This window comes from Streptomyces glaucus (assembly GCF_039533365.1).
Lineage (GTDB): Bacteria > Actinomycetota > Actinomycetes > Streptomycetales > Streptomycetaceae > Streptomyces > Streptomyces glaucus.
On record NZ_BAAATK010000066.1, the window covers coordinates 1 to 24,978 of the forward strand.

At 78.7% G+C, this 24,978-nt stretch carries 2 protein-coding genes and 2 pseudogenes; all 4 read right to left on the bottom strand.

Features of this window, described 5'->3' with window-relative positions:
* On the bottom strand, nucleotides 1-4,993 hold a 4,993-nt coding region (locus ABD363_RS29685; RefSeq protein WP_344609133.1), incomplete at its 3' end, for a type I polyketide synthase.
* A gap of 49 nt (nucleotides 4,994-5,042) precedes the next feature.
* Nucleotides 5,043-14,573 carry a type I polyketide synthase gene (locus ABD363_RS29690; RefSeq protein ID WP_344609135.1) on the bottom strand — a complete coding sequence of 3,177 codons (9,531 nt, stop codon included), beginning with the start codon at nucleotides 14,571-14,573 and terminating at the stop codon, nucleotides 5,043-5,045.
* 58 nt (nucleotides 14,574-14,631) lie between these two features.
* Nucleotides 14,632-17,754: pseudogene (locus ABD363_RS29695) on the bottom strand (type I polyketide synthase); the annotation flags it as partial.
* Between the two features lie 503 nt (nucleotides 17,755-18,257).
* Nucleotides 18,258-24,641 (bottom strand): annotated as a pseudogene (locus ABD363_RS29700) (SDR family NAD(P)-dependent oxidoreductase); the annotation flags it as partial.
* Nucleotides 24,642-24,978: the final 337 nt, after the last annotated feature.

Below are 24,978 nucleotides of genomic sequence, written 5' to 3' on the forward strand. Positions count from 1 at the left end.
CCTCCGGGTCCTCGTGGCCGAGGACGGCGGCGGCGCGGGCGCGGACCAGGCCGAGCAGTGCGGCGTGGCGTTCGGTGGGGTCCAGGGCGGCCAGTCGGCCGGTGAGGCCGGTGTCGGTCGTCGGCGCGGTCGTCGGCGTCGTGGGCCGTGTCCGCCGCGCCGGCGTGTCCGGTGTGCGCGCCAGGCTCCGCAGTGCTGCGGGAAGGTCGTCGCGGGCGCGCAGCGCGGTCGGGTCGAGGCGGATCGGGAGCAGGGCCGGGGGCCCGGCGGCGAGGGCCGTGTCCAGGAGGGCCAGGCCCTCCTCGGGTGTGAGGAAGGGGAAGCCGGAGCGGGCCAGGCGGGCGCGGTCGACGTCGGTCAGGTGGCCGGTCATGCCGCTGCCGGGGACGTCCCAGGGGCCCCAGGCCAGTGAGAGGGCGGGCAGGCCGAGGGCGCTGCGGTGGTCGGCGAGGGCGTCGAGGAAGGCGTTGGCGGCGGCGTAGTTGGCCTGTCCCGCCGTGCCGAGGGTGCCGGACGCCGAGGAGAACAGGACGAACGTGCCGGTGTCCGGGAGGAGTTCGTGCAGGTGCCAGGCGGCGTCGGCCTTCGGTGCCAGGACGGTGTCCAGCCGCTCCGGGGTGAGGTTGCCGACGAGGCCGTCGTCGATGACGCCGGCGGTGTGGACGACGGCGGAGATCCGCTCGCCGTCGAGGAGCCGGGCCAGGGCCGCGCGGTCGGACACGTCGCAGGCGACGACGCGGGGGCGGGCGCCGAGGTCGGTCAGTTCCGCGGCGAGCCGGTCGGCGCCGGGTGCGTCGGGGCCGCGGCGGGAGATCAGCAGCAGGTCGTGCGCGCCGTGCCGGGTCACCAGGTGCCGTGCCACGACCGCGCCCAGGCCGCCGGTGCCGCCGGTGACGAGGACGGTGCCGGAGGTGTCCCAGGCGGCAGGGCGCCCGGTGCGGGGGGTTCTGGTCAGGCGGGGGGCGTGCAGGCCCGCCGGGGTGAGGCGGAGTTCGGGTTCGGGGGTGTGCAGCGCGCGGTGCAGGAGGGCGCCGTCGGCCGGGGCGTCGAGGTGGAGGACGGTGAGGCGGTCGGGGTGCTCGGTGTGCGCGGTGCGCAGCAGTCCGCGGGCGGCGGCGGCCGCGAGGTCTCCGGTGGCGGGGGTGGCCACGACCAGGCGTGAGGCGGTGCGGCGGGGGTCGGCCAGCCACTGGTGGACGAGGTGGAGGGCGTGCGCGGTGGTGGCGCGCAGGGCGCGGGGCAGCGTGTCGTCGGCGGGGGCGAGGCGGGTGAGGACCAGCGGGGGTGCCTCGTCGAGTGCCGCGAGGTCGGGGTGGGTGGTGACGGTGGCGCCCGCGGTGCGCAGTGCCTCGGCGAGGTCGTCGGTGTCCGGGCCGACGACGGCGACCGCGTGGCGGGGGGCCGGTGGCGGTTCCTCGACCGGGGTCCACTCCACGGCGAACAGCGCGTCGGGCGGCGTCGCGGCCGGGGCGTCGGCGGCGGGGCGGGTGGTGAAGGCGTCGACGGTCAGCACCGGCCGGCCCGTCGGGTCGGTGGCGTGGAGGGTGACGGTGTCGTCGGCGCGGCGGGCCAGGCGGGTGCGGAGCGTGGTGGCGCCGGCGGTGTGCAGGGACACGCCCTCCCAGGAGAACGGCAGTCCGCCTTCGCTGAGGGTGCCGAGGTCGCCGTGCGAGGCGGCGTGCTGGGCGGCGTCGGACAGCGCCGGGTGGAGCAGGAAGGCCGCCGCGTCGGCGTGCGCCTCGCGGGGCAGCTCGGCCTCGGTGAACAGTTCGGTGCCGCGGCGCCAGGCGGCCCGCAGGCCCTGGAAGACGGGGCCGTAGGCGAAGCCGAGGTGTTCCAGGCGGGGGTAGCAGTCGGTGAGGTCGACGGGTTCGGCGCCGGGCGGCGGCCACGCGGTGGTGTCGGCGGAGGGCTCGGCGGGGCTGCCCGTGCCGAGGTGGCCGCGGGCGTGGTCGGTCCACGGCGTGTCCGGGCCGGCGCCGTCGGGCCGGGAGTGGACGGTGACGGTGCGGCGGCCGTCGGCGTCCGGGGCGCCGACGCGGACCTGGATCCGTACGGCGTCGTGTTCGTGGAGTTCCAGCGGGGCCGTCAGGGTCAGGTCGTGGACGTGGTCGCAGCCGGCCTCGTCGGCGGCGCGCAGGACCAGTTCGAGGAAGGCGGTGCCGGGGACGAGGACGCGGCCGTGGACCCGGTGCTGGGCGAGCCACGGCTGCTGGGCGGGGGCCAGGCGTCCGGTCAGGACGGTGCCCTGGCCGTCGGCGAGGTCCACGGCGGCGCCGAGCAGGGGGTGGCCGGCGGCGGCGAGGCCGAGGCCGGCGGCGTCGCGGACGCGGCCGGTGCCGGTGGGCCAGTAGCGGCGCCGTTCGAACACGGTGGTCGGCAGGTCGGTGCGGCGGGCCCCGGTGCCGGCGTAGAGGGCGGCCCAGTCGACGGTGCCGGCGGCGCTCGCGGTGTGCAGCCGGGCCAGCCCGGCGACGAGGGACTCCTCCTCGGGGCGGCCGGCCCGCAGCAGGGGCACGGCGACGGGCGGGCCGTCCGGGTGGGCCGGGGCGGCCTCGGCGACGAGGGCGGCCAGCACCGCGTCCGGGCCGGCTTCGAGGTGGGCGCGCACGCCCTGGTCGGCGAGGGTGCGTACGGCGTCGGCGAACCGCACGGTGGCCACGGCGTGCCGCACCCAGTGTTCGGGGTCGCCGAGTTCGCGGGCGGTGGCGGTGCGGCCGGTGACGGTGGAGACCACGGGCAGCCGCGGCTCGTGGAAGGCGAGCCCGGCGACGGCCTCGCGGAAGTCGTCGAGCACGGGGTCCATCAGCGGCGAGTGGAAGGCGTGCGACACCGCGAGCCGGTGGGTGCGGTGGCCCGCGGCGCGCAGCTCGTCGGCCGCGGCGCGTACGGCGTCCTCGGCGCCGGAGAGGACCACCGCGTGCGGGCCGTTGACGGCGGCGAGGGCGACGCCGTCGCCGAGCAGGGGCCGTACCCGGTCCTCGGAGGCCTGGACGGCGATCATGGCGCCGCCCGGGGGCAGGGCCTGCATGAGGCGTCCGCGGGCGGTGACGAGGGCGCAGGCGTCCTCGGCGGAGAGCACGCCGGCGACGTGGGCGGCGGTGATCTCGCCGACGGAGTGGCCGGCGACGAAGCCGGGGCGCACGCCGAGGGAGGCGGCGAGCCGGTACAGGGCGGTCTCGACGGCGAAGAGCGCGGGCTGGGCGTACTCGGTGCGGTTCAGGGCCGCCTCGTCGTCGCCCCACATCACCGCGCGCAGGGCGGGGTCGAGGTGGCCGAGGAGTTCGTCGAGGGCTTCGGCGAAGACGGGGAAGCGGTCGTACAGCTCCCGTCCCATGCCGGGGCGCTGGGCGCCCTGGCCGGTGAAGAGGACCGCGAGGCCGCCCTCGGCGGCGACGCCGCGGGCCAGTTCCCGCACCCGGCCGTCGTGGGGCAGCAGGACCGCGCGGTGTTCGAGGTGGCCGCGGCCGGTGGCGAGCGAGTGGCCGACATCGAGCGGGTCCAGGCCGCGGGCGGCGGCGGTGAGGCGGGCGGTCTGGGTGTCGAGCGCGGTGGCGGTGCGGGCGGAGACCGGCCAGGGCGTCACCGCGGGGGTGCGGCGGGGGGCGTCGGGGGCGTCGGCGGGGGGTGCCTGTTCGAGGACGACGTGGGCGTTGGTGCCGCTGATGCCGAAGGAGGACACGCCGGCGCGGCGCGGCCGGCCGGTGTCCGGCCAGGGGGTGGGGGCGGTGAGCAGGCGGACGGAGCCGGCGCTCCAGTCGACGTTCGGGGTGGGGGTCTCGGCGTGCAGGCTGCGCGGCAGCAGCCCGTGCCGCAACGCCAGCACGGTCTTGATGACGCCGGCGACGCCGGCCGCGCCCTGGGTGTGGCCGATGTTCGACTTCACCGAGCCGAGCAGCAGGGGCCGGTCACGGTTCTGGCCGTAGGCGGCGATGAGGGCCTGGGCCTCGATGGGGTCGCCGAGGCGGGTGCCGGTGCCGTGCGCCTCCACGGCGTCGATCTGGTCGGGGGTGAGTCCGGCGTTGTCGAGCGCGGCGCGGATGACGCGCTGCTGGGCGGGGCCGTTGGGGGCGCTGAGCCCGTTGGAGGCGCCGTCCTGGTTGAGGGCGGTGCCGCGGACCACGGCGAGGACGGGGTGGCCGTTGCGCCGGGCGTCGCTGAGGCGTTCGAGGACGAGGACGCCGGCGCCCTCGCTCCAGCCCACTCCGTCGGCGGCGGCGGAGAACGGCTTGCACCGCCCGTCGGCGGCCAGGCCGCCCTGGGCGGTGAAGGAGACGAAGGTGCCCGGTGTGCACATCACGGTGACGCCGCAGGCCAGGGCCAGGGTGGACTCGCCGGAGCGCAGCGACTGCACGGCCCAGTGCAGGGCGACCAGGGAGGAGGAGCAGCCGGTGTCGACGGTGACGGCGGGCCCTTCCAGGCCGAGGACGTAGGAGATGCGCCCGGACAGGACACCGGCGGCGTGTCCGGTGGTGGCGTAGATCTCCATGTCCTCGCGGGCGTCGGCGACGACGCGGCCGTAGTCCTGGATGGTGGTGCCGGCGAAGACGCCGGTGCGGCTGCCCCGCAGCGCGGTGGGGGCGATGCCGGCGCGTTCCAGGGCCTCCCAGGCGGTCTCCAGCAGCAGCCGCTGCTGCGGGTCCATGGCGAGGGCCTCGCGGGGGGAGATGCCGAAGAACGCGGCGTCGAACTCGGTCATCGCGTCGAGGAAGCCGCCGCGCAGGGTGCGGCTGCGGCCGGGCCCGTCACCGGCCAGGCGGGCCAGGTCCCAGCCGCGGTCGGCGGGGAAGTCGGTGATGGCGTCCCGCCCGTCGACGACCAGCTGCCACAGCTCCTCGGGCGAGGTCACGCCGCCGGGCAGGCGGCAGCCCATGCCGACGATCGCGACCGGCTCCACGGCCGCGGAGATCAGCTGCCGGTTCTGCCGGCGCAGTCGCTCGTTCTCCTTGAGGGAGGTCCGCAGCGCCTCGATGTAGGGGTTGGGTGTGTTCAACGCGGGCTCTCTCGGGTCGGGCGGGCGCGTCCTGGGGGTGGGGCGGACGTCATTCCCCGGTGGGTCGTCCGGTGGTTTCGGCCGCGAGCCGCAGCAGGCTCTCGCCGTCGAGGGCGTCCAGGTCGGGCGGGCCGTCGGGGTCGTCGGGTCCGCCGGGCCGGGGTCCGGGGGACGGGTCGGCGGCCGGGTCGCCGTCGGCGAGGCGCAGCACCAGGTCGAGCAGTCCGGCCTTGCGCAGCCGGGCGGGCGGGACGGCGGCGAGGGCCGCGCGGATCTCCGCGTCCGGATCGTCGGTGCCGTCGGTGCCGTCGGCGCCGGCCGGGGCGCCGGGGAACAGCCCGGCCCTGAGGCGGTCGGCGAGGGCGGTGGCGGTGGGGTGGTCGAAGACGAGGGTCGCGGGCAGCGCCAGGCCGGTGGCGGCCTTGAGCCGGTTGCGCAGGTCGACGGCGCTGACCGAGTCGAACCCGAGGTCGCGCAGGGGCCGGTCGGCGGGTACGGCGTCGGCGCCGGGGTGGCCGAGGGTGGCGGCGGCCTCGGTGCGGACGAGGTGCAGCAGCAGCCGGGCGCGTTCGACGTCGGGCAGGTCGGCGAGCCGGTCGCGCAGGGCGGGCGCGGCGGAGTCGTCGGCGGCGGGGCCGTCCTGCGCGGGCCGGGCCTCGGGGAGGGCGGACAGGAGGGGGCTGGGCCGGGCGGCGGTGAAGGCCGGCAGGAACCTGTCCCAGTCCGTCGCGGTGACGGTCATGGCGGTGCGGTCCTCGTCGAGGATCCGGTGCAGCGCGGCCAGCGCGGTGTCGGGGTCCATGGGCCGGACGCCGCGGCGGGCGAGCCCGGCGGCGCGGGCGGGCTCGGTGGCCATGCCGGTCTCCCCCCAGGCGCCCCAGGCGACGCAGGTGGCGGGCAGTCCGGCGGCGCGGCGGTGCCGGGCGAGCGCGTCGAGGAAGGCGTTGGCGGCGGCGTAGGCGGGCTGGCCGCCGCTGCCCCAGGAGGCGGCGCCGGAGGAGAACAGCACGAACGCGTCCAGGTCCAGGTCCGCGGTGAGGTCGTGGAGGTGGCGGGCGCCCAGCAGCTTGCCGCGCAGCAGCGCGTCGAGCCGGTCCGGGGTGAGGGCGGCGGTCTCGCTGTCCCCGTCCGCGACCCCGGCCGCGTGGATCACCGTGGTGAGCGGGAACTCGGCCGGTACGGCGGCGAGCCGGGCGGCGAGCGCGTCGCGGTCGGCGGTGTCGCAGGCCGCCACGGTGACCCGGGCGCCCAGGTTCTCCAGCTCCTTGCGCAGCGGGCCGGCGCCCGGGGCGTCGGGGCCGCGGCGGCTGAGCAGCAGGACGTGCCGGGCGCCGCGCGCTACGGCCCAGTGGGCGAGCCGGGCGCCCAGGGCGCCGGTGCCGCCGGTGATCAGGGCGGTGCCGCCGGTGCGCCAGGAGGGCGCCGCGGCGGGCGGCGCGGCCGGGACGAGACGGCGGGCGAAGGCGCCGGAGGGGCGGAGGGCGACCTGGTCCTCGGCGGTGTGCGGGGTGAGCAGGCCGTCGAGGAGGGCGGCGGTGCGGGGGTCGACGGTGTCGGGCAGGTCGGCCAGTCCGCCCCACAGCGCGGGCTGTTCGAGGGCGACGACCCGGCCCAGGCCCCACAGGGCGCCCTGCACCGGATGGCGCACCGGGTCGCCGGGGACGGCGGCGACGGCGCTGCGCGTCACGCACCACAGGGTCGCCCCGCCGGGCGTGCCGGGCAGGTCGGTGAGGGCCTGCACCAGGGCGACGGTCGCGGCCAGCCCGGCGGGCACGGCCGGGTGACGGCCGTCGTGCGGGTCCTCGGCCAGGCCCAGCAGGGAGACGACCAGGGCGGCGCCGGTCAGGTGCCCGGCGAGCCGTCCGGCCAGGGCCGCGCGGTCGGCGGTGGCCGGGTCGACGTCGACGCGGGCCGTGCCGGCGCCCAGGGCGGCCACGACGGCCGCCGTCCACGGGTCGGCGGCGTGCGTCCGCGGCACGACGACGACCCGGCGGGCGTCCGGGGCCGGGGCGGGTTCCGGCAGCGGCTGCCAGGCGTCCTCGTAGCACCAGGAGGCGGCGCGGGAGCGCTGCCGGGCCCGGCGGCGCCAGCCGGCCAGCGCGGGCAGGACGGCGGCCAGCTCCGCGCGGTCCGCGCCGGTCTCGGCGGCGAGCGGGCCGGCGTCGCCGCGGTCGACCAGTTCCCAGAAGGCGCTGTCGTCGCCGTCGGCGGCGCGGGTGGGCGTCCGGTCGGGGGTGGGCCAGTGGCGGCGGCGCTGGAAGGGGTAGGTGGGCAGTTCGACGGGGGGCGCGGCGCGGTCCTCGGCGGGGAAGCAGGGGCGCCAGTCGACGGGCAGCCCGGCCGTCCAGGCGGCGGCCACCGCGTGCAGGAAGTCCCGGGGGCCGCCCGCGGAGCGGCGCAGGGAGCCGAGGACGACGGTGTCCCCGGCCCCGGCCGCCTCGCCGGTCTCGCCGATCGCCCCGCCCAGCACCGGGTGCGGGCTGCTCTCGACGAACACGCGGTGCCCGGCCGCCAGCAGGGACCGCGTGGCCTGCTCCATGCGCACGGTCTGCCGCAGGTTGCGGTACCAGTAGTCGGCGGTCAGCCCGGTGGTGTCCAGGCGGGCGCCGGTGACGGTGGAGTAGAACGGGACGCGCGCGGGGCGCGGCCGCAGCGTGCCGAGCGCGGTGAGCAGTTCGTCCTTCACCGCCTCGGTCTGCGGGCCGTGCCCGGCGATGTCGGACTGCACGTGCCTGGTCCTGATGCCCTGCTGCGCGCAGAGCGCGCGCAGTTCGTCCAGCGCCGCGCGGTCGCCGGAGACCACGACGGACGCGGGGCCGTTGAGGACGGCGAGGGAGATCCGTCCGGGCCAGGCCGCCAGCAGGGGGGCGACCCGGTCGGCGGGGGCGAGGACGGACATCAGTCCGCCGAGGCCGGCCAGTTTCAGCATGGTCCGGCCGCGCAGCGCCACCAGCCGGGCCGCCTCCTCCAGCGGGAACGCGCCCGCCACGTGCGCCGCGGCGATCTCTCCCTGGGAGTGGCCGACGACGGCGGCCGGTTCGACGCCGTACGAGCGCCACAGGGCGGTCAGCGCGACCATCGTCGAGAACAGCGCGGGCTGGACCACGTCCGCCCGGTGCAGCAGCTCCGGGTCGTCGCCGTCCCCGGCGAGCAGGTCGGTCAGGGACCAGTCGACGTACGGGGCGAGCGCGTCGGCGCAGTCGCCGACGGCGGCGCGGAACACCGGTGACGCGGCGAGGAGTTCCCGGCCCATGCCCCACCACTGGGAGCCCTGCCCGGGGAAGACGAACACCGGTCCCGCGCCGGTGTCGACGGCGGTCCCGCGCACGACGGCCGGGTGCGCCTCGCCGGCGGCCAGCGCGCCGAGCCCGCCGAGCAGTTCCGCACGGCCGGCGCCGACGACGACCGCGCGGTGCTCGAACGCCGAGCGGGTGGTGGCCAGGGCCCAGCCGGCGGCGGCGGGGCGGTCGGCGGCCGGCTCGCCGACGCGGGCCGCCTGGTGCGCCAGCGCGGGGGCGGAGCGGGCGGAGAGGGGCAGCGGGACGGCGGGGGTGTCGAGGGGGCGCGGGGCGTGGTCCGCCGGTGTGCCGGCGGCCGGTTCCGCCGGGGCCGTGCGCGGGGCCTCCTCCAGCACCAGGTGGGCGTTGGTGCCGCTGATGCCGAAGGCGGAGACGGCGGCCCGCCGGGGGCGGCCGGTGTCCGGCCAGTCCCGGGGTTCCTGGAGCAGGCGCACGGCGCCCGAGGACCAGTCGACGCGGGTGGAGGGGGTGTCGGCGTGCAGGGTGCGCGGCAGGACGCCGTGCTCCAGGGCCAGCACCGTCTTGATGACGCCGGCCGCGCCCGCCGCGGCCTGGGTGTGGCCGATGTTGGACTTCAGGGAGCCGAGCCACAGGGGGCGGTCGGCGGGCCGGCCGGCGCCGTAGGTGGCGAGCAGCGCGCCCGCCTCGATGGGGTCGCCGAGGCGGGTGCCGGTGCCGTGCGCCTCGACCGCGTCGACGTCGGCCGGGGTGAGCCCGGCGTCGGCCAGGGCCTGGCGGATGACGTGCTGCTGGGCGGGGCCGTTGGGCGCGGTCAGGCCGTTGGAGGCGCCGTCCTGGTTCACGGCCGAGCCGCGGATCACGGCCCGGACGCGGTGGCCCCGGCGGCGGGCCTCGCTGAGCCGTTCGACGACGAGGAGGGCGACGCCCTCGGAGTAGCCGGTGCCGTCGGCGTCGTCGGAGAACGCCTTGGAGCGGCCGTCCGCGGCGATGGCGCCGAGCCGCTGGATGCGGGCGAAGCTCGCGGAGTCGGTCATCACGGTGACGCCGCCGGCCAGGGCGAGCGCGCACTCTCCGGCGCGGACCGCGCGGACCGCCTGGTGCAGGGCGACCAGGGAGGCGGAGCAGGCGGTGTCCACGGTGACCGCGGGGCCCCGCAGGCCGAGGGTGTAGGCGACGCGGCCGGACAGGGCGCTGGCGGCCAGACCGGTCGCGGCGTGGCTCTCGGTGCGCTCGGCGGAGCCGGCGACGACGTGCGCGTAGTCCTGGCCGTTGCTGCCGACGAACACGCCGGTGCGGCTGGAGCGCAGGGTGTGCGGGTCGATGCCGGAGCGTTCCAGGGCCTCCCAGGCGGTTTCCAGCAGCAGCCGCTGCTGCGGGTCCATGGTGACGGCCTCGCGCGGGGAGATCCCGAAGAAGCCGGCGTCGAAGTCGGCGGCGTCGTACAGGAATCCGCCTTCGAGGCGGCGGCCGCCGTCCGTGTTGTCGGTGAACTCGCCGAGGTCCCAGCCGCGGTCGGCGGGGAACGGCCCGATGGCGTCCCGCTCCTCGACGAGGAGGTCCCACAGGCGTTGCGGCGAGTCGGCGCCGCCGGGCAGCCGGCAGGCCATGCCGACGACGACGACGGGGTCGTCGTCGCCGGCCCCGGCGCGGGGGGCGGCCGGGAGGGCCGGCGCGGTGTCCTCGCCGGTGCCGGTCAGGGCGGTCAGCAGGTGCGTGGCGAGGCCGCGCGGGGTGGGGTGGTCGAAGACCACGCCGGCGGTCAGCGGCAGGCCGGTGGCGGCGACGAGCCGGTTGCGCAGGTCGACGGCGGTGAGGGAGTCGAACCCGCAGGCGCGGAACGCCCGGTCGGGCGGGACGGCGGCGGTCCGGCGGTGGCCGAGCGCGGCGGCGGCCTCGGTGCGCACCGCGTCCAGGACGAGTGCGGCGTGCTCGGTGGCCGGGGCGGTGCGCAGCCGGTCGGCGAGGGGGGTGGCGGGGGCGCGGCGGTCGTCGGCGGCCGGCGCGGCGGGGTGGCCGTCGAGCAGCGGGCTGCGGCGGGCGCCGGAGCGCAGGGCGGCGGCCGGCGGCGCGAGGTCGGCCACCAGCAGGGCGGGGGCGGGTTCGGCGGTGGCCTCCAGCAGGGCGGTCAGGGCGAGGTCGGGGTCGAGCCCGCCGAGCCCGGACCGCTCCGCCCGGGCGTCGTCGAGGCCGGCGGCCATGCCGGTGCCGCGCCAGGCCGCCCAGGCGATCGACACGGCGGGCAGTCCGGCGGCGCGGCGGCGGGCGGCGAGGGCGTCGAGGACGGTGTTGGCCGCCGCGTAGTTGGCCTGTCCGGGGTTGCCGAGCGCGCCGGACACCGAGGAGAACAGCACGAACGCGGACAGGTCGTGGCCCCGGGTCAGCTCGTCCAGGTTCCGGGCGCCGGTGGCCTTGGCGCGGAACACGGCGGCGAACCGCTCGGGGGTGAGACGGTCCAGGACGCCGTCGTCGAGGACGCCGGCGGCGTGCACGACGGCGGTCAGCGGACGGTCGGCGGGGATCGCGTCGAGCAGGGCGGCGAGGGCGGCGCGGTCGGCGACGTCGCAGGCGGCGATGTCCACCTCGCAGCCGGCCGCGGCCAGTTCGCGGCGCAGCCCGGCCGCGCCGGGGGCGTCCGGTCCGCGCCGGGAGACCAGCAGCAGGCGTTCGGCGCCCTCCCGGGCCAGGCGCCGGGCGACGTGGGCGCCGAGTCCGCCGGTGCCGCCCGTGACGAGGGTGGTGCCGGCGGGGCGCCAGCCGGGCGCTTCCCCGGCCGCCCGGGGCTCGTGCCGGGGCGCGGGCACGAGCCTGCGCACCAGGGCGCCGGGGGCGCGGACGGCCACGCCGTCCACGTCGCCGGGCGCGGCGAGGACGGCGAGCGCGGTGGCCACGGTGTGCGGCCGGGGCGCGTCGGCGGGCAGGTCGAGCAGGCCGCCCCAGCGGTCGGGGACCTCGCGGGCGGCGACCCGGCCCAGCCCCCACACGGCGGCCCCGTCGAGGCTCTGCGCGCGGTCGCCGCCGACGGCGGCCACGGCGTCGCGGGTCACGCACCACAGGGGTGCGCGCAGCCCGGCGTCGCCGGTGGCCTGCACGGCCGCGAGAACGGCCGGCAGCGCGGCCGGCACGTCGGGGCGGGCGGCTCCGAGGGCTTCGGCGGCCCCGGCGGTCCTGGTGGCTCCGCCGGCCCCGACGGCTTCGGTGGCCTCGGTGGTTTCGGCGGCTCCGGCGGTCCCGTCCGGGGCGCCGAGGGCGGTGAGGCAGAGCACGCCGGACAGGGGGGTGTCGCCCGCCGCGTCCCGCAGCAGCGCGGCGAGCGCGGCCCGGTCCGCGCCGGCGGGGCAGCGGACGGCCCGGGCCGCCGGTCCGAGGGCGTCGGTCAGGGCCTTGGCCCAGGGGTCGTCGTGGGCGGGCAGCAGCAGGAGCCACCCGCCCGTCACCGCGGCGGGGCCCGGGAAGGTGCGGGGCCGCCACTGCTCGCGGTGGCGCAGGGCGTCCAGGGCGGCGCGGGCGCGGTGCCGGGACCGCCAGGACAGCAGGGCCGGGACGACGGAGCGGACGGCGTCCTCCGGGACGCCGAGACGGCCGGCGAGCGCGGCGGGTTCGGCGCGGTCCAGCGCCGCCCACACGTCCGTGTCCCCCGCGTCCCCGGCCTGCCCGGTGCCGTCGGCGGCGGCGCGGCGCAGCGGGAAACGGGTGCGGCGGAACGGGTAGGTGGGCAGCTCGACCCGCTCGGCGCCGGTGCCGGCGAACAGGGCCGTCCAGTCGACCGGGACGCCGTGCGCGTACAGCCGGGCCAGGGCCGTGACCGCGGAGTGCTCCTCGTCGGGACCGCCGTGCAGCAGCGAGGCGACGACGGTGCCCGGCGGCAGGATCTGCCCGGCGAGCGCGGCGAGGACGCCGCCGGGGCCGATCTCCAGCCAGGCGCCGACGCCCTGGTCCGCGAGGGTGCGTACGCCGTCGGCGAAGCGGACCGTCTCGCGCAGGTGCCGAGCCCAGTATTCGGGGGTGGTCAGGTCGCCGGGCCCGGCGAGCCGTCCGGTCACGTCGGAGACGACGGGCAGCGCGGGCTCGCCGAAGGACAGGCCGGCGACGGCCGCGCGGAACGGGCCGAGGGCGGGCTCCATCAGCGGCGAGTGGAAGGCGTGGCCGACCCGCAGGCGCGCGGTGCGGTGCCCGGCCCGCGCCAGGCGCTCCGCGACGGCCCGGACGGCCTCGCCGGGCCCGGACAGCACCACCGAGCGCGGCCCGTTGACCGCGCCGAGGACGACGCCGTCGGTGAGCCAGGGCCGCACCTCGTCCTCGCTCGCCTCGACGGCGGCCATCGCGCCGCCCGCGGGCAGCTCCTGCATCAGCCGGGCCCGCGCGGACACCAGCCGGCCGGCGTCGGCCAGGGACAGCACGCCGGCGACGTGGGCGGCGGCGATCTCGCCGACCGAGTGGCCCATCAGGTACTCGGGGCGCACCCCCCAGGAGACGACGAGCCGGTACAGGGCGACCTCGACGGCGAACAGCGCGGGCTGCGCGAACTCCGTGCGGCGCAGCAGCTGTTCGTCCTCGCCCCACATCACCGGGCGCACCCGCGGGTCGAGCGCGGCGAGCGCCTCGTCGAGCGCGGCGGCGAACACCGGGAAACGGGCGGCGAGGTCACGTCCCATGCCGAGGCGCTGACTGCCCTGCCCGGAGAACAGCACGGCGACCGGCGGCGCGTCGCCGGCGACCGCCTCGGCGAGCGGCGGGGCGCCGTCGGCGGAGCCGAGGAGCACGGCCCGGTGCTCGAAGGAGGACCGTCCGGCGGCGAGCGAGTGGCCGACGTCGAGCGGGTCGTGCCCGGCGGCCCCGGCGCGGACCCGGGCCAGCTGGTCGGCGAGGGCGTCGGCGCTGCGGGCGGACACCGGCCAGGGCACCGCCCGCACGGGCAGCGGGGCGGCGCCGGCCGGCGGGGCGGCGGGCTCGGGCGCCTCCTCCAGGACGACGTGGGCGTTGGTGCCGCTGATCCCGAACGCGGACACGGCGGCCCGCCGGGGGCGGCCGGTGCCGGGCCAGTCGGCGGCCTCCCGGAGCAGCTCGACGCGGCCGGCCGTCCAGTCCACGGCGCCGGTGGGCTCGTCGGCGTGCAGGGTGCGCGGCAGCCGGCCGTACCGCATCGCCTGCACCGTCTTGATGACGCCGGCGACGCCCGCGGCGGCCTGGGTGTGACCGATGTTGGACTTCAGCGAGCCGAGCAGCAGCGGGCGTTCGCGGTCCTGGCCGTAGGTGGCGAGCAGCGCGGCCGCCTCGACGGGGTCGCCGAGGCGGGTGCCGGTGCCGTGCGCCTCGACCGCGTCGACGTCGGCCGGGGTGAGCCCGGCGTCGGCCAGGGCCTGGCGGATGACCTGCTGCTGGGCGCGGCCGCTGGGGGCGGTCAGGCCGTTGGAGGCGCCGTCGGAGTTGACGGCCGTGCCGCGGACGACGGCCAGCACGGGGTGTCCGTCGCGCCGGGCGTCGGACAGCCGCTCGACGACGAGGACGGCGACGCCCTCGGCCCAGCCGGTGCCGTCGGCGGCGGCGGAGAAGGCCTTGCAGCGGCCGTCGGGGGCGAGGCCGCCCTGGCGGGAGAACTCGGTGAAGACCGCCGGGTCGGACAGCACGGTGACGCCGCCGACGACGGCCAGGTCGCACTCGCCGGCGCGCAGCGCCCGGACGGCGGTGTGCAGGGCGACCAGGGAGGAGGAGCAGGCGGTGTCGACGGTGAGGGCGGGGCCTTCCAGGCCGAGGACGTAGGCGAGGCGGCCGGACAGGACGCTGGAGGCGGTGCCGGTCATGGCGTGGCCCGCGCCGTCGCCGGGGCCGGGCCGGCCGGAGTCCCACCGGTAGGTGCCCGCGTAGACGCCGGTGCGGCTGCCGCGCAGGGACAGCGGGTCGATGCCGGCGTGTTCCAGGGCCTCCCAGGCGACCTCGAGGAACAGCCGCTGCTGCGGGTCCATCGCGGCGGCCTCGCGCGGCGAGATGCCGAAGAAGTCCGCGTCGAAGGCGTCGGCGCCGGTGAGGAAGCCGCCGCCGCGCGCGGTGCTCCCGGCCGCCAGCGCGGTCAGGTCCCAGCCGCGGTCGGCGGGGAAACCGGTGACGGCGTCGCCGCCGGTGTCGACGAGCCGCCACAGGTCCTCGGGCGAGGCGACGCCTCCGGGCAGGCGGCAGCCCATGCCGACGACGGCGACGGGGTCGGCGGCGGTGGCTCCGGGGGCGCGCCGCGCCTCGAGTTCCTCGATGCGCCGGTGGGCGCGGCGCAGCTCCGCCGTGACCCGTCGGAGGTAGTCGACGACTGTGTCCTGCTGCTCTTCCTGCACGGGAGACGTCCCATCGCGTCGGCGGATGCGGAGGTGGTCGGCGGGGCGGGGGCGGCGGTCAGCGGACCGGGAACTCCTCGTCGATGAGGTCCAGGAGCCGGTCGACGGGCGCGGCGGCGATGTCGGCGTCCGCCGCGCGCCGGCCGCCGCCGGGCCGGGGGCCCGGTGCGGGGCGCGGGGCGCGGGGCTCGAGGTCGGCGAGCAAGGCCTGGAGCCGGTGCACCGCGCGGCGGCGCGCGGGATGGTCCCCGGGCAGGGCGCGCAGGGCCTGCTCGAACCCGGCGGGCCATTCGGGCAGGGCCCGCGGCGGCTCGTCGAGCCGCTCGGCGAGCCGCGCGGCGAGCGCGGCCGGGGTGGGCTCGTCGTAGAACAGGGTGGCGGGCAGGTCCAGGCCGGTGGCGCGGCCGAGGCGGGCGCGCAGCTCGGTCTCGGCGTAGGAGTCGAGGCCGCAGGCGCGCAGGGCGAGGCGGGGGTCGACGCGTTCGGGGTCGGCGTGGCCGAGGGCGGCGGCGGCCTCGGCCCGCACCAGGGCGAGCAGGGCGCGGACCCGGCGGGGGCCGGTGAGGGCGCGCAGCGCGGCCGGGTCGGCGGCGTCCCGGACCGGGACCGGGGCCGGGGCCGGGGCCGGGCCGGACGGGGTGGGCCAGTGGCGTTCGCGCTGGAAGGGGTAGGTGGGCAGCTCGGTGCGGCGGGCGCCGGTGCCGGTGAACAGGGCGGGCCAGTGCACGTCGCTGCCGGTGACGTGGAGCCGGGCGAGCGCGGTGAGCAGGGCCGTCTCGGGGTCGGTGCCGGGGCGCTGGGCGGCGACGGTGACCGTGCCGGTGCCGGTGAACAGGTCGCCGGTGCGGGCGGTCAGGGCGGCGTCGGGCCCGATCTCCAGGAAGGTGCGCACGCCGGCGTCGCGCAGCGCGGTGACGGCGTCGGCGAACCGGACGGTGCCGCGGACGTGCCGGATCCAGTGGCCGGGCGAGGCGAGGTCGGCGCCGGTGACGAGGGTGCCGGTGACGGTGGAGACGAGCGGGACGCGCGGCGGGCGCGGTTCGAGGCGGGCCACGGTCGCGCGGTAGTCGTCGAGCGCGTCGGCGACGAGCGGGGAGTGCAGGCCGTGCGGCGCGGGCAGCGGGGCGGTGGCGCGTCCCTCGGCCGCGAGGGCACCGGCGACGCGGGCGACCTCCGCGGCGGCCCCGCAGAGCACGATGCGGTCGGGGCCGTCGACGGCGGCCACGGCCACGCGTCCGGTGAGCAGCGGCGCCGCCTCGGCCTCGGTGGCGTGGACGGCGACGGCGGCGGCGGGCGCGAGCCGCCCGGCCAGCCGGACGCGGGCGGCGACGAGGCGGCAGGCGTCGGGCAGGGACAGCACGCCGGCGACGTGGGCGGCGGCCACCTCGCCGAGCCCGTGCCCGGCGACGTAGGCGGGGGTCCGGCCGAGGGACTCCAGGAGCCGGTGGAGGGCGATCTGGTGCGCGAACAGCAGGGGTTCGGCGGTGCCGGGCGTGCCGGGGTCCGCGTCGTGGAGGGCGGGCAGCGGGCCGGGCAGCAGTCCGTCGAACGCGTCCCGCACCGATTCCAGGGCGCGGGCGAACACCGGGAAGCAGGCGGCGAGCGCGCGGGCCTGGGCGTGGTGGCCGGTGCCGTGTCCGGCGAACAGCGCGGCCGAGGGGCCGGGTTCGGCGACGCAGCGGGCGACGGTGGGGGTGCCGTCGGCGGAGGCCAGCAGGACGGTGCGGTGCGGCAGGGCGGTGGCGCGGCCGGTGGCCAGCGAGTGGGCGATGTCGGTGCGGGCGCGGTCGTCGGCGTGGTCCAGCGCGCGCAGTCGTGCGACGGCGGCGTCGAGGGCGTTCGCGGACCGCGCGGAGACCACCCAGGGCACGACGCGCGGGGCGCTGCCGGGCTCCTCGGCCGGTACCGGGTCGGGCGGCGCCTGTTCCAGGACGACGTGCGCGTTGCTGCCGCCGATGCCGAAGGAGGAGACGGCGGCGCGGCGCGGCCTGTCGGTGGCGGGCCAGTCGGTGGTCTCGCGCAGCAGCCGGGCCGCGCCGGCCGACCAGTCGACGGCGCCGGTGGGCTCGGACACGTGCAGGGTGGCGGGCAGGACGCCGTGCCGCAGCGCCAGCACGGTCTTGATGACGCCGGTGACGCCGGCGGCGGCCTGGGCGTGCCCCAGGTTGGATTTCACGGAGCCGATGAGCAGGGGGTGGTCGCGCTCGTGCCCGTACGCGGCGAGCAGGGCGCCGGCCTCGACGGGGTCGCCGACCCGGGTGCCGGTGCCGTGCGCCTCGACGGCGTCGACGTCGCCGGGGGCGAGGCCGGCGTCCTCCAGGGCGCGGGCGATCAGGTCGCGCTGGGCGGCGCCGCTCGGGGTGGTCAGCCGGTCGGTGGCGCCGTCGGAGTTGACGGCGGTGCCGCGGACGACGGCGAGGACGGGGTGGCCGTTGCCGCGGGCGTCGCGGAGGCGTTCCAGGACGAGGACGCCCGCGCCCTCGGCCCAGGCGGTGCCGTCGGCGTCGGCGGAGAACGGCTTGCAGCGGCCGTCGGGGGCGAGGCCGCCCTGCCGGGCGTGGCCGACGAGGCTGCGCGGCGTGGACAGCACGTTGGCGCCGCCGGCCAGGGCCAGCGTGCACTCCCCGGCGCGCAGGGCGCGGACCGCGCAGTGCAGGGCGGTCAGCGAGGAGGACGACGCGGTGTCGACGGTGAGGGCGGGGCCGCGCAGTCCGAGGGCGTGGGCGAGGCGGCCGGAGGCGACGCCGGGCGCGGTGCCGGTGACGGCGTGGGCGGCGGTGTCCTCGGCGGCGCGCGCGGTGAGCAGGGCGTAGTCCTCGCCGCTGACGCCGACGTAGACGCCGGTGCGGGTGGAGCGCAGGGACAGCGGGTCGATGCCGGCCCGTTCGACGGCCTCCCAGGCGGTCTCCAGCAGCAGCCGCTGCTGGGGGTCGGTGGCGAGCGCCTCGCGGGGCGAGAGCCCGAAGAATCCGGCGTCGAAGTCGGCGACGCCGTCGAGGAAGCCGCCGCGGCGGGGCACCGCGGAGCCGTCGGGGCCGCTCAGGAGGGCCTCGTCCCAGCCGCGGTCGGCGGGCAGCGGCCCGGTGGCGTCCCGGCCGGCGAGGAGCAGCTCCCACAGTCCCTCGGGGTCGGTGATCCCGCCGGGCAGTCGGCAGGCCATGGCGACGATCGCCACCGGCTCGGCGGCGACCGGGTCGTGGACGTCGAGGAACTCCAGACCGGACAGGATCGTCATGCCGCACCGCCTCCGATGGTTCGGGAATTCAGCGAGACCGCTCGTGGAAGGTAGGCCGGGCCGGTCTCGGTTTTCCTTAGATCTGCGCCCCGTGAGCCCTGCGCCCCGTGAGGCCCGCGTCCTTCCGCAGGTCACGACCGTGCGGGCGGGACGACGGCTCCCCGGGCCGGGCCGACGGCCCGGCCCGGGGCACGGGTCCGGCGCGCGGGTCCGCGGACCCGCGGCCCCGGAGACCCGGGGGCCTCCCCCACCCGCGCCTGACGCCGCCGCCCCGCGCCCACGCGGCGCGACGGCCCTGCCCGCCGTCCGCCCCGGGGCGGACGGCGGGCAGGGCCGGGTGCGGCTCCACGGGGCCGGCTCCGGGCCGCCCCGGCACCGCGCGGGAGCCCGGACGGCACCGCGGGGTCGCCGCCCTCCCGTCCCGCGAACTCCTCGGCGTCACCGCGTGGTCACGGTTCCCCGGCCTCCAGGGCGCGCAGCCACTCCTCCATGATCCGGGCCGTCTCGTGGGCCCTGTCGGCGATGAGGGTCTGGTGGGTGGCGTCGATCATGCGGGTGGTGTGCGCGGGCACCGGCGGTGCCTCGTCGGCGCCGCGGTGCACTCCCGGCAGGGAGGCCGTGCAGCGGATCAGCAGGCTCGGCACGCCGGTCTTGTACCGTTCGGCGCCGCCGGTGGTCATGCGCAGGAACCACTGGGCCATCGCCGACAGCCGGGCGCTGTCGAGCCTCACGGCCGGCCTGTCGATGTCGGCCAGGTAGTTCTCGTGGAACAGGTCCCAGTCGACGCCCTCGCCCGCCTTGTACTCCAGGCTGAGCGTGTCCAGCATGACGACGCCCTCGGGGCGGATGCCCCAGGTCTCCTCCAGCACGCCGGCCGCCCGGTAGGCGAAGGTGCCGCCCATGGAGTAGCCGACGAGGACGAACGGCTCGCCCTCGCTGGCCAGCAGCGCGCTCTCGGCGATCAGCCGCACCGCCACCTCGCTGTCGGCGGGCAGCGCCTCGCCCTCGGCGAAGCCGAGCAGCGGCAGCGCGCTGACGTGCCGGCTGCCGCGGAACGGTGCCGCCATGCGCGCGTACTGGTGCACGCCGCCGGTGGCGCCGGGCGCGCTCACGCAGATCAGCCTGGGCAGCGCCGGGCCCTCGGCGAGGGTGACGGGCTGCGGCAGCTCCGGCACCTCGGCGGTCAGCTCGACCTGGGGGCGGGTCGCGGCGACGGCCATCAGCAGCCGCATGGCCTCCAGCGTCTTGCCGTTGCGGACGGTGTCGAAGAACAGGTCGACCACGGAGTCCGGGGCGCTCTCCCGGGCGGCCGCGGTGAGGGTGCCGGGGCCGGCCGCCGCGCGGTTGCCGAGCGCGGCCAGCTGGCCCTGGAGCCACCGGGCGAGCCGGGCCGGGGTGCGGTGGTCGAAGACCGCGGAGGTCGGCACCCGCAGGCCGAGCGCCTCGCCGAGCCGGTTGCGCAGCTCCAGGGCGATGAGCGAGTCGAAGCCCAGGGTGAGGAACTCGCGGTGCGGGTCGACCGGGCCCTCCTCGCGCCGGCCGAGCAGGACCGCGGAGGTCTCCGCGATCAGGTCGGTCAGCGCCTTCTCCTGCGCGTCGGGGGCGAGGCGGGCGAGCCGGTCGCGGAGCGTGGCGAGGGACCGGGTGGCGGTGGCGGCGGTGCGCCGGGCGCCGCCCAGCAGGCCGCGCAGCAGCGGCGGCACGTCGCCGCCGGAACGCGTCCGGTCGATCCGCAGCGGCACGAGGTGGGCTTCGTGCCGGGTGAGCGCGGCGTCGAACAGGGCGTGCCCGGACTCCAGGTCGAGCGGCGGCGTTCCGGAGCGTTCCATGCGCTGCAGGTCGGTCTCGGTGAGCTGGGCGGTCATGCCGGTGCGGCGGGCCCAGAAGCCCCACGACAGGGAGGTCGCGGGCAGGCCGAGCGCGTGCCGGTGGGCGGCGAGGGCGTCCAGGTAGGCGTTGGCGGCGGCGTAGCCGGCCTGGGCCTGGCTGCCGAGGACGCCGGAGACCGAGGAGTACAGGACGAACGCCGCGAGGTCGCCGTCCCGGGTGGCCCGGTGCAGGTGCCAGGCGCCGTCGGCCTTGGGCCGCAGCACGGCGGAGACCCGTTCGGGGGTGAGCGAGGGCAGCACGCCGTCGTCGAGGGTGCCCGCGGTGTGCACGACCGCGGTCAGCGGGTGCGCGGCGGGCACCGCGGCCAGCAGCGCGTCGACGGCGTCGGCGTCGGTCACGTCGCAGGCCGCGACGGTCACCGAGGCGCCGGCGGCGGCGAGTTCGGCGCGCAGGTCGGCGGCGCCGGGCGCGGCGTCGCCGCTGCGGGAGACCAGCAGCAGGCGGCGCACGCCGTGCCGGGTCACCAGGTGCCGGGCGAGTTCGCCGCCGAGGCCGCCGGTGCCGCCGGTGATCAGGACGGTGCCGTCCGGGTTCCAGCCGGCGACGCCGGGCGCGGCCGCGTCGCCGGGCGCGGTGCGGGCGAGCCGGGGGGCGTACGGCCGGCCGTCGCGGACCGCCCACTGCTCCTCCTCGGCGACGAGCAGGGCGGGCAGGACCGTGGCGGAGGTCTCCGCGTCGTCGAGGTCGACGAGGACGAAGCGGCCCGGGTTCTCCGACTGGGCGGAGCGGACCAGGCCCCAGACGGCGGCCGCCGCCGGGTCGGTGACGTCGCCGCCGTCCGGGGCGGCGGCGCCGCGGGTGACGAGCAGCAGCCGGGAGCGGTCGAGCCGTTCGTCGGCGAGCCACTCCTGCAGCAGCCCCAGCGTGCGGTTGACGGTGTCGTGGACCGCGCCGGGTCCCTCGCCGCCGGTGACGGAGACGAGGAAGCCGTGCGGGACGGGCCCGCCCTCGCCGTCCGCGCCGACGGCGGCGGCGAAGGTCCCGGCGTAGGCGGCGACGGTCTCCCCCGCGAGGGCGAGGGCCTGGCCGAGGCCGTGGGCGTCGTCGCCGACGACGGCCCAGCGGGCGCCGGCGGGCGCGGCGAGGCCGTCCGGGGCGGGCTCCCACGCCAGGTGCAGCAGGGCGTCGCGCGGGTCGCCCGCCGGGGTGGCGGCCTGTTCGGTTCCGGCGCGCAGGGTGAGGGCGTCGACGGTGACGACCGGGCCGCCCTCGACGTCGGTGGCGGCGATGGCGAGGGTGTCGGGGCCGGTGCGGACGAGGCGGGCGCGCAGCACGGTGGCGCCGGAGGCGTGCAGGGTGACGCCCTGCCAGCTGAACGGCAGCATCCGCTCGTGGTTCTCCTCGCCCGCGTGGACGCCGGCGTGCAGGACGGCGTCCAGGAGCGCCGGGTGCAGGCCGAGGCCCTGGGTGGTGCCGGCCGGGCCGGGCAGGACGACCTCGGCGTAGGCGGCGCCGTCGAGCCGCCACACGCCGCGCAGGCCCTGGAAGGCGGGCCCGTAGTCGAGGCCGGCGCGGGCGTAGCGCCGGTAGAGGTCGGTGACGTCGACCTCGGTGGCGCCGGCGGGCGGCCACACGGTGGTGTCGAGCGGGGCCGGGGCGTCCGGGTCGCGGGAGAGGACGCCGGTGGCGTGCAGGTGCCAGGGGGCGTCGCCGCGGGCCGGACGGGAGTGGAAGCGGATGCCGCGCCGGCCCTCCTCGTCGGGGGCGTCGACCCGTACCTGCACCTGGACGGCGCCGCGTTCGGGCAGGACGAGCGGGGCGGCGACGGTGAGTTCGTCGACCCGGCCGCAGCCGGCGGCGTCGCCGGCCCGGACGGCGAGTTCGAGGAATCCGGTGCCGGGGAAGAAGACGGCGCCGGAGACCCGGTGCTGGCCGAGCCAGGGCTGGGCGGACAGGGACAGGGTGCCGGTGAGGACCAGGTCGCCGGAGTCGGCGACGGTCACGGCGGCGCCGAGCAGCGGGTGCCCGGTCGGGTCCAGGCCGGCGCCCGTGACGTCGGTGGTCACGGCGGCGCTGGGCCAGTACCGCTGCCGCTGGAAGGCGTAGGTGGGCAGGTCGACGATCCGGGCGGCGCCGAAGGCGCCCTGGGCCGCCCAGTCGACGGGGGCGCCGCGCACGAACGCCTCGGCGAGGGAGGTCAGCACGCGGTCGGTGCCGTCCTCGTCGCGCCGCAGGGTGCCGACGGCGACGGCCCGGACCTCGGCCCGCTCGGCGCAGGACTGGACCGCCCCGGTGAGCACGGGGTGCGGGCCGCACTCGACGAACGTGGTGAAGCCCTGGTCGAGCAGGGCGCGCACCGCGTCGGCGAACCGCACGGTCTGCCGCAGGTTGCGGTACCAGTACGCGGCGTCCGTCGCGGCGGTGTCGAGGCGTTCGCCGGTGACGGTGGACAGCAGCGGGATCCGCGGGGTGCGCGGGGCGACGGGGGCGAGGCCGGTGAGGAGGTCGTCGCGCAGGTCGGTGACGTGCGCGGAGTGCGAGGCGTAGTCGACGGCGATGCGGCGGGCGCGGACGCCTTCGGCGGTGAGCCGGGCGAGGAGCTCGTCGAGGGCTTCGGCGTCGCCGCTGACGACGACGGCGTCGGGGGCGTTGACCGCGGCCAGCGACAGCCGGCCGTCCCGGCCGGCGAGCCGGGGTTCGACCTCGGCGGCGGGCAGCGGGACCGCGATCATGCCGCCGCGTCCGGCGAGCCGGCGGGCGATGGCCCGGCTGCGCAGCGCGACGACGCGGGCGCCGTCGGCCAGGGAGAGCGCCCCGGCGACGACGGCGGCGGCGATCTCGCCCTGGGAGTGGCCGACGACGGCGTCGGGCGTGACGCCGTGCGCCTCCCACAGCGCGGCGAGCGCCACCATGACCGCCCAGGTGGCGGGCTGGACGACGTCGACGCGGTCGAGGCCGGGGGCGTCGTCGGCGCCGCGCAGGACGTCGGTGAGCGACCAGTCGGTGAACTCGGCGAGGGCGGCGGCGCATTCGGCGATGCGCGCGGCGAACACCGGGGACTCCGCCAGGAGCCGGGCGCCCATGCCGGTCCACTGCGCGCCCTGCCCGGGGAAGACGAAGACGGTGCGGCCCTCGGTGTCGGCGAGGCCGCGCACCACGCCGTCGGCCGGCGCGTCGCCGGCGGCCAGCGCGCCGAGCCCGGCGAGCAGGGCGTCGCGGCCGGTGCCGACGACGACCGCGCGGTGCTCGAACACGGCGCGCGTGGTGGCGAGGGAGCGGGCGACGTCGGCCGGGTCGAGATCGGGGTCGCCGGTGACGCGGGCGGCGAGCGCGGCGGCCTGGTCGCGCAGCGCGGCGGGGGTGCGGGCGGACAGCACCCACGGCAGCGGCCGGCCGGCCGCTTCCCCGGGGGCGGGCCGGTCGGTGCCGTCGGGCGCGGGGGCGGGCTGTTCCAGGACGACGTGGGCGTTGGTGCCGCTGATGCCGAACGAGGACACGCCGGCCCGGCGCGGCCGCCCGGTCTCCGGCCACGGGACGGCGCGGTCGAGCAGGGCCACCGGGCCGGCCGACCAGTCGATGTGCGAGGACGGTGTCCCGACGTGCAGGGTGGGCGGCAGGGTGCCGTGGCGCAGGGCCATGACGGTCTTGATGACGCCGGCGACTCCGGCGGCGGCCTGGGTGTGGCCGATGTTGGACTTCACCGAGCCGAGCAGCAGCGGGTGGGCGCGGTCGCCGTCGCCGAAGACGGCCATCAGGGCCTCGGCCTCGATGGGGTCGCCGAGCGTGGTGCCGGTGCCGTGCGCCTCGACGGCGTCGATGTCGGCGGGGGTGAGTCCGGCGCTGGTGAGGGCGGCGCGGATGACGCGCTGCTGGGCGGGGCCGTTGGGGGCGCTGAGCCCGTTGGAGGCGCCGTCCTGGTTGACGGCGGAGCCGCGGAGGACGGCGAGGACGCGGTGGCCGTGGCGTTCCGCGTCGGACAGCCGCTCCACGACGAGGACGCCGGCGCCCTCGGCCCAGCCGGTGCCGTCGGCGTCGTCGGAGAACGCCTTGCAGCGGCCGTCGCCGGCGAGGCCGCCCATGGCGGTGAAGCCGGAGAAGCTGGAGGAGCTGGTCATCACGGTGACGCCGCTGGCGAGGGCGAGTTCGCACTCGCCGCCGCGCAGCGCCTGCGCGGCCAGGTGCAGGGCGACCAGGGAGGAGGAGCAGGCGGTGTCGACGGTGGCGGCCGGGCCCTGCAGGCCGAAGACGTAGGCGATGCGGCCGGACAGGACGCTGGCCGCGAGGCCGGTGCCGAGGTGGGTCTCCAGGTTCTCGGCGGACCGGGCGACGAGTTCGGCGTAGTCCTGGCCGTTGGTGCCGACGAAGACGCCGGTGCGGCTGGAGCGCAGGGTGTGCGGGTCGATGCCGGCCCGTTCGAAGGCCTCCCAGGACACTTCGAGCAGCAGTCGCTGCTGCGGGTCCATGGCGAGCGCCTCGCGGGGGCTGATGCCGAAGAACTCGGGGTCGAACCCGGCGACGTCGGACAGGAATCCGCCCTCGGCGGTGGCGCTGTGTCCGCGTCCGGAGCCGGCCAGCACGTCGAGGTCCCAGCCGCGGTCGGCGGGGAACGGGCCGATGGCGTCCCGGCCGCCCGCGACCAGTTCCCACAGGTCTTCCGGGGAGCGGACGTCGCCGGGGAAGCGGCAGGCCATGCCGACGATCGCGAGGGGTTCGTCGTCGGCGGCGCGGGCCGGCCGCGGCGCGGGCGCGGTGCCCGGCTCGCCGAGCAGGGCGTCGAGCAGGTGCTCGGCGAGGGCGCGGGGCCGCGGGTGGTCGAAGAGCAGGCCGGCGGGCAGGGTCAGGCCGGTGGCGCGGGCCAGCCGGGTGCGCAGTTCCATCGACGTCAGCGAGTCGAAGCCGAGGTCCTGGAAGGGCTTGTCCGGCCGGATGGCGGCGGGGTCCGGGTGGGCGAGGACGGCGGCGGCGTGGCCGCGCACCAGGTCCAGGACGAGCGGCAGCCGCTCGCCGGGGCCGGCGGCGTGCAGCCGGTCCCGCAGGGCGTGGCGCGCCTCCTCGCCGGCGGAGCGGGAGGTGCGGGCCGCGCGCAGGGCCTCCGGGCCGCCGGGCAGCGCGGCGAGGGCGGGCGACGGGCGGAGGCTGAACAGGGCCTGCAGGAACGCCGGGTGCCTCAGGTCGGCGACGACGGTGACGGGGTGCGGCTCGGCGGCGAGTTCGGCGAGCGCGGTGAGGGCCGGCGCCGGGTCGAGGAGCGTGGCCCCCGAGGTGCGCGCGCCGTCCTGGAGCGTGGTGGCCATGCCGCCGCCGTCCCAGGCGCCCCAGGCGATCGACGTGGCGGGCAGC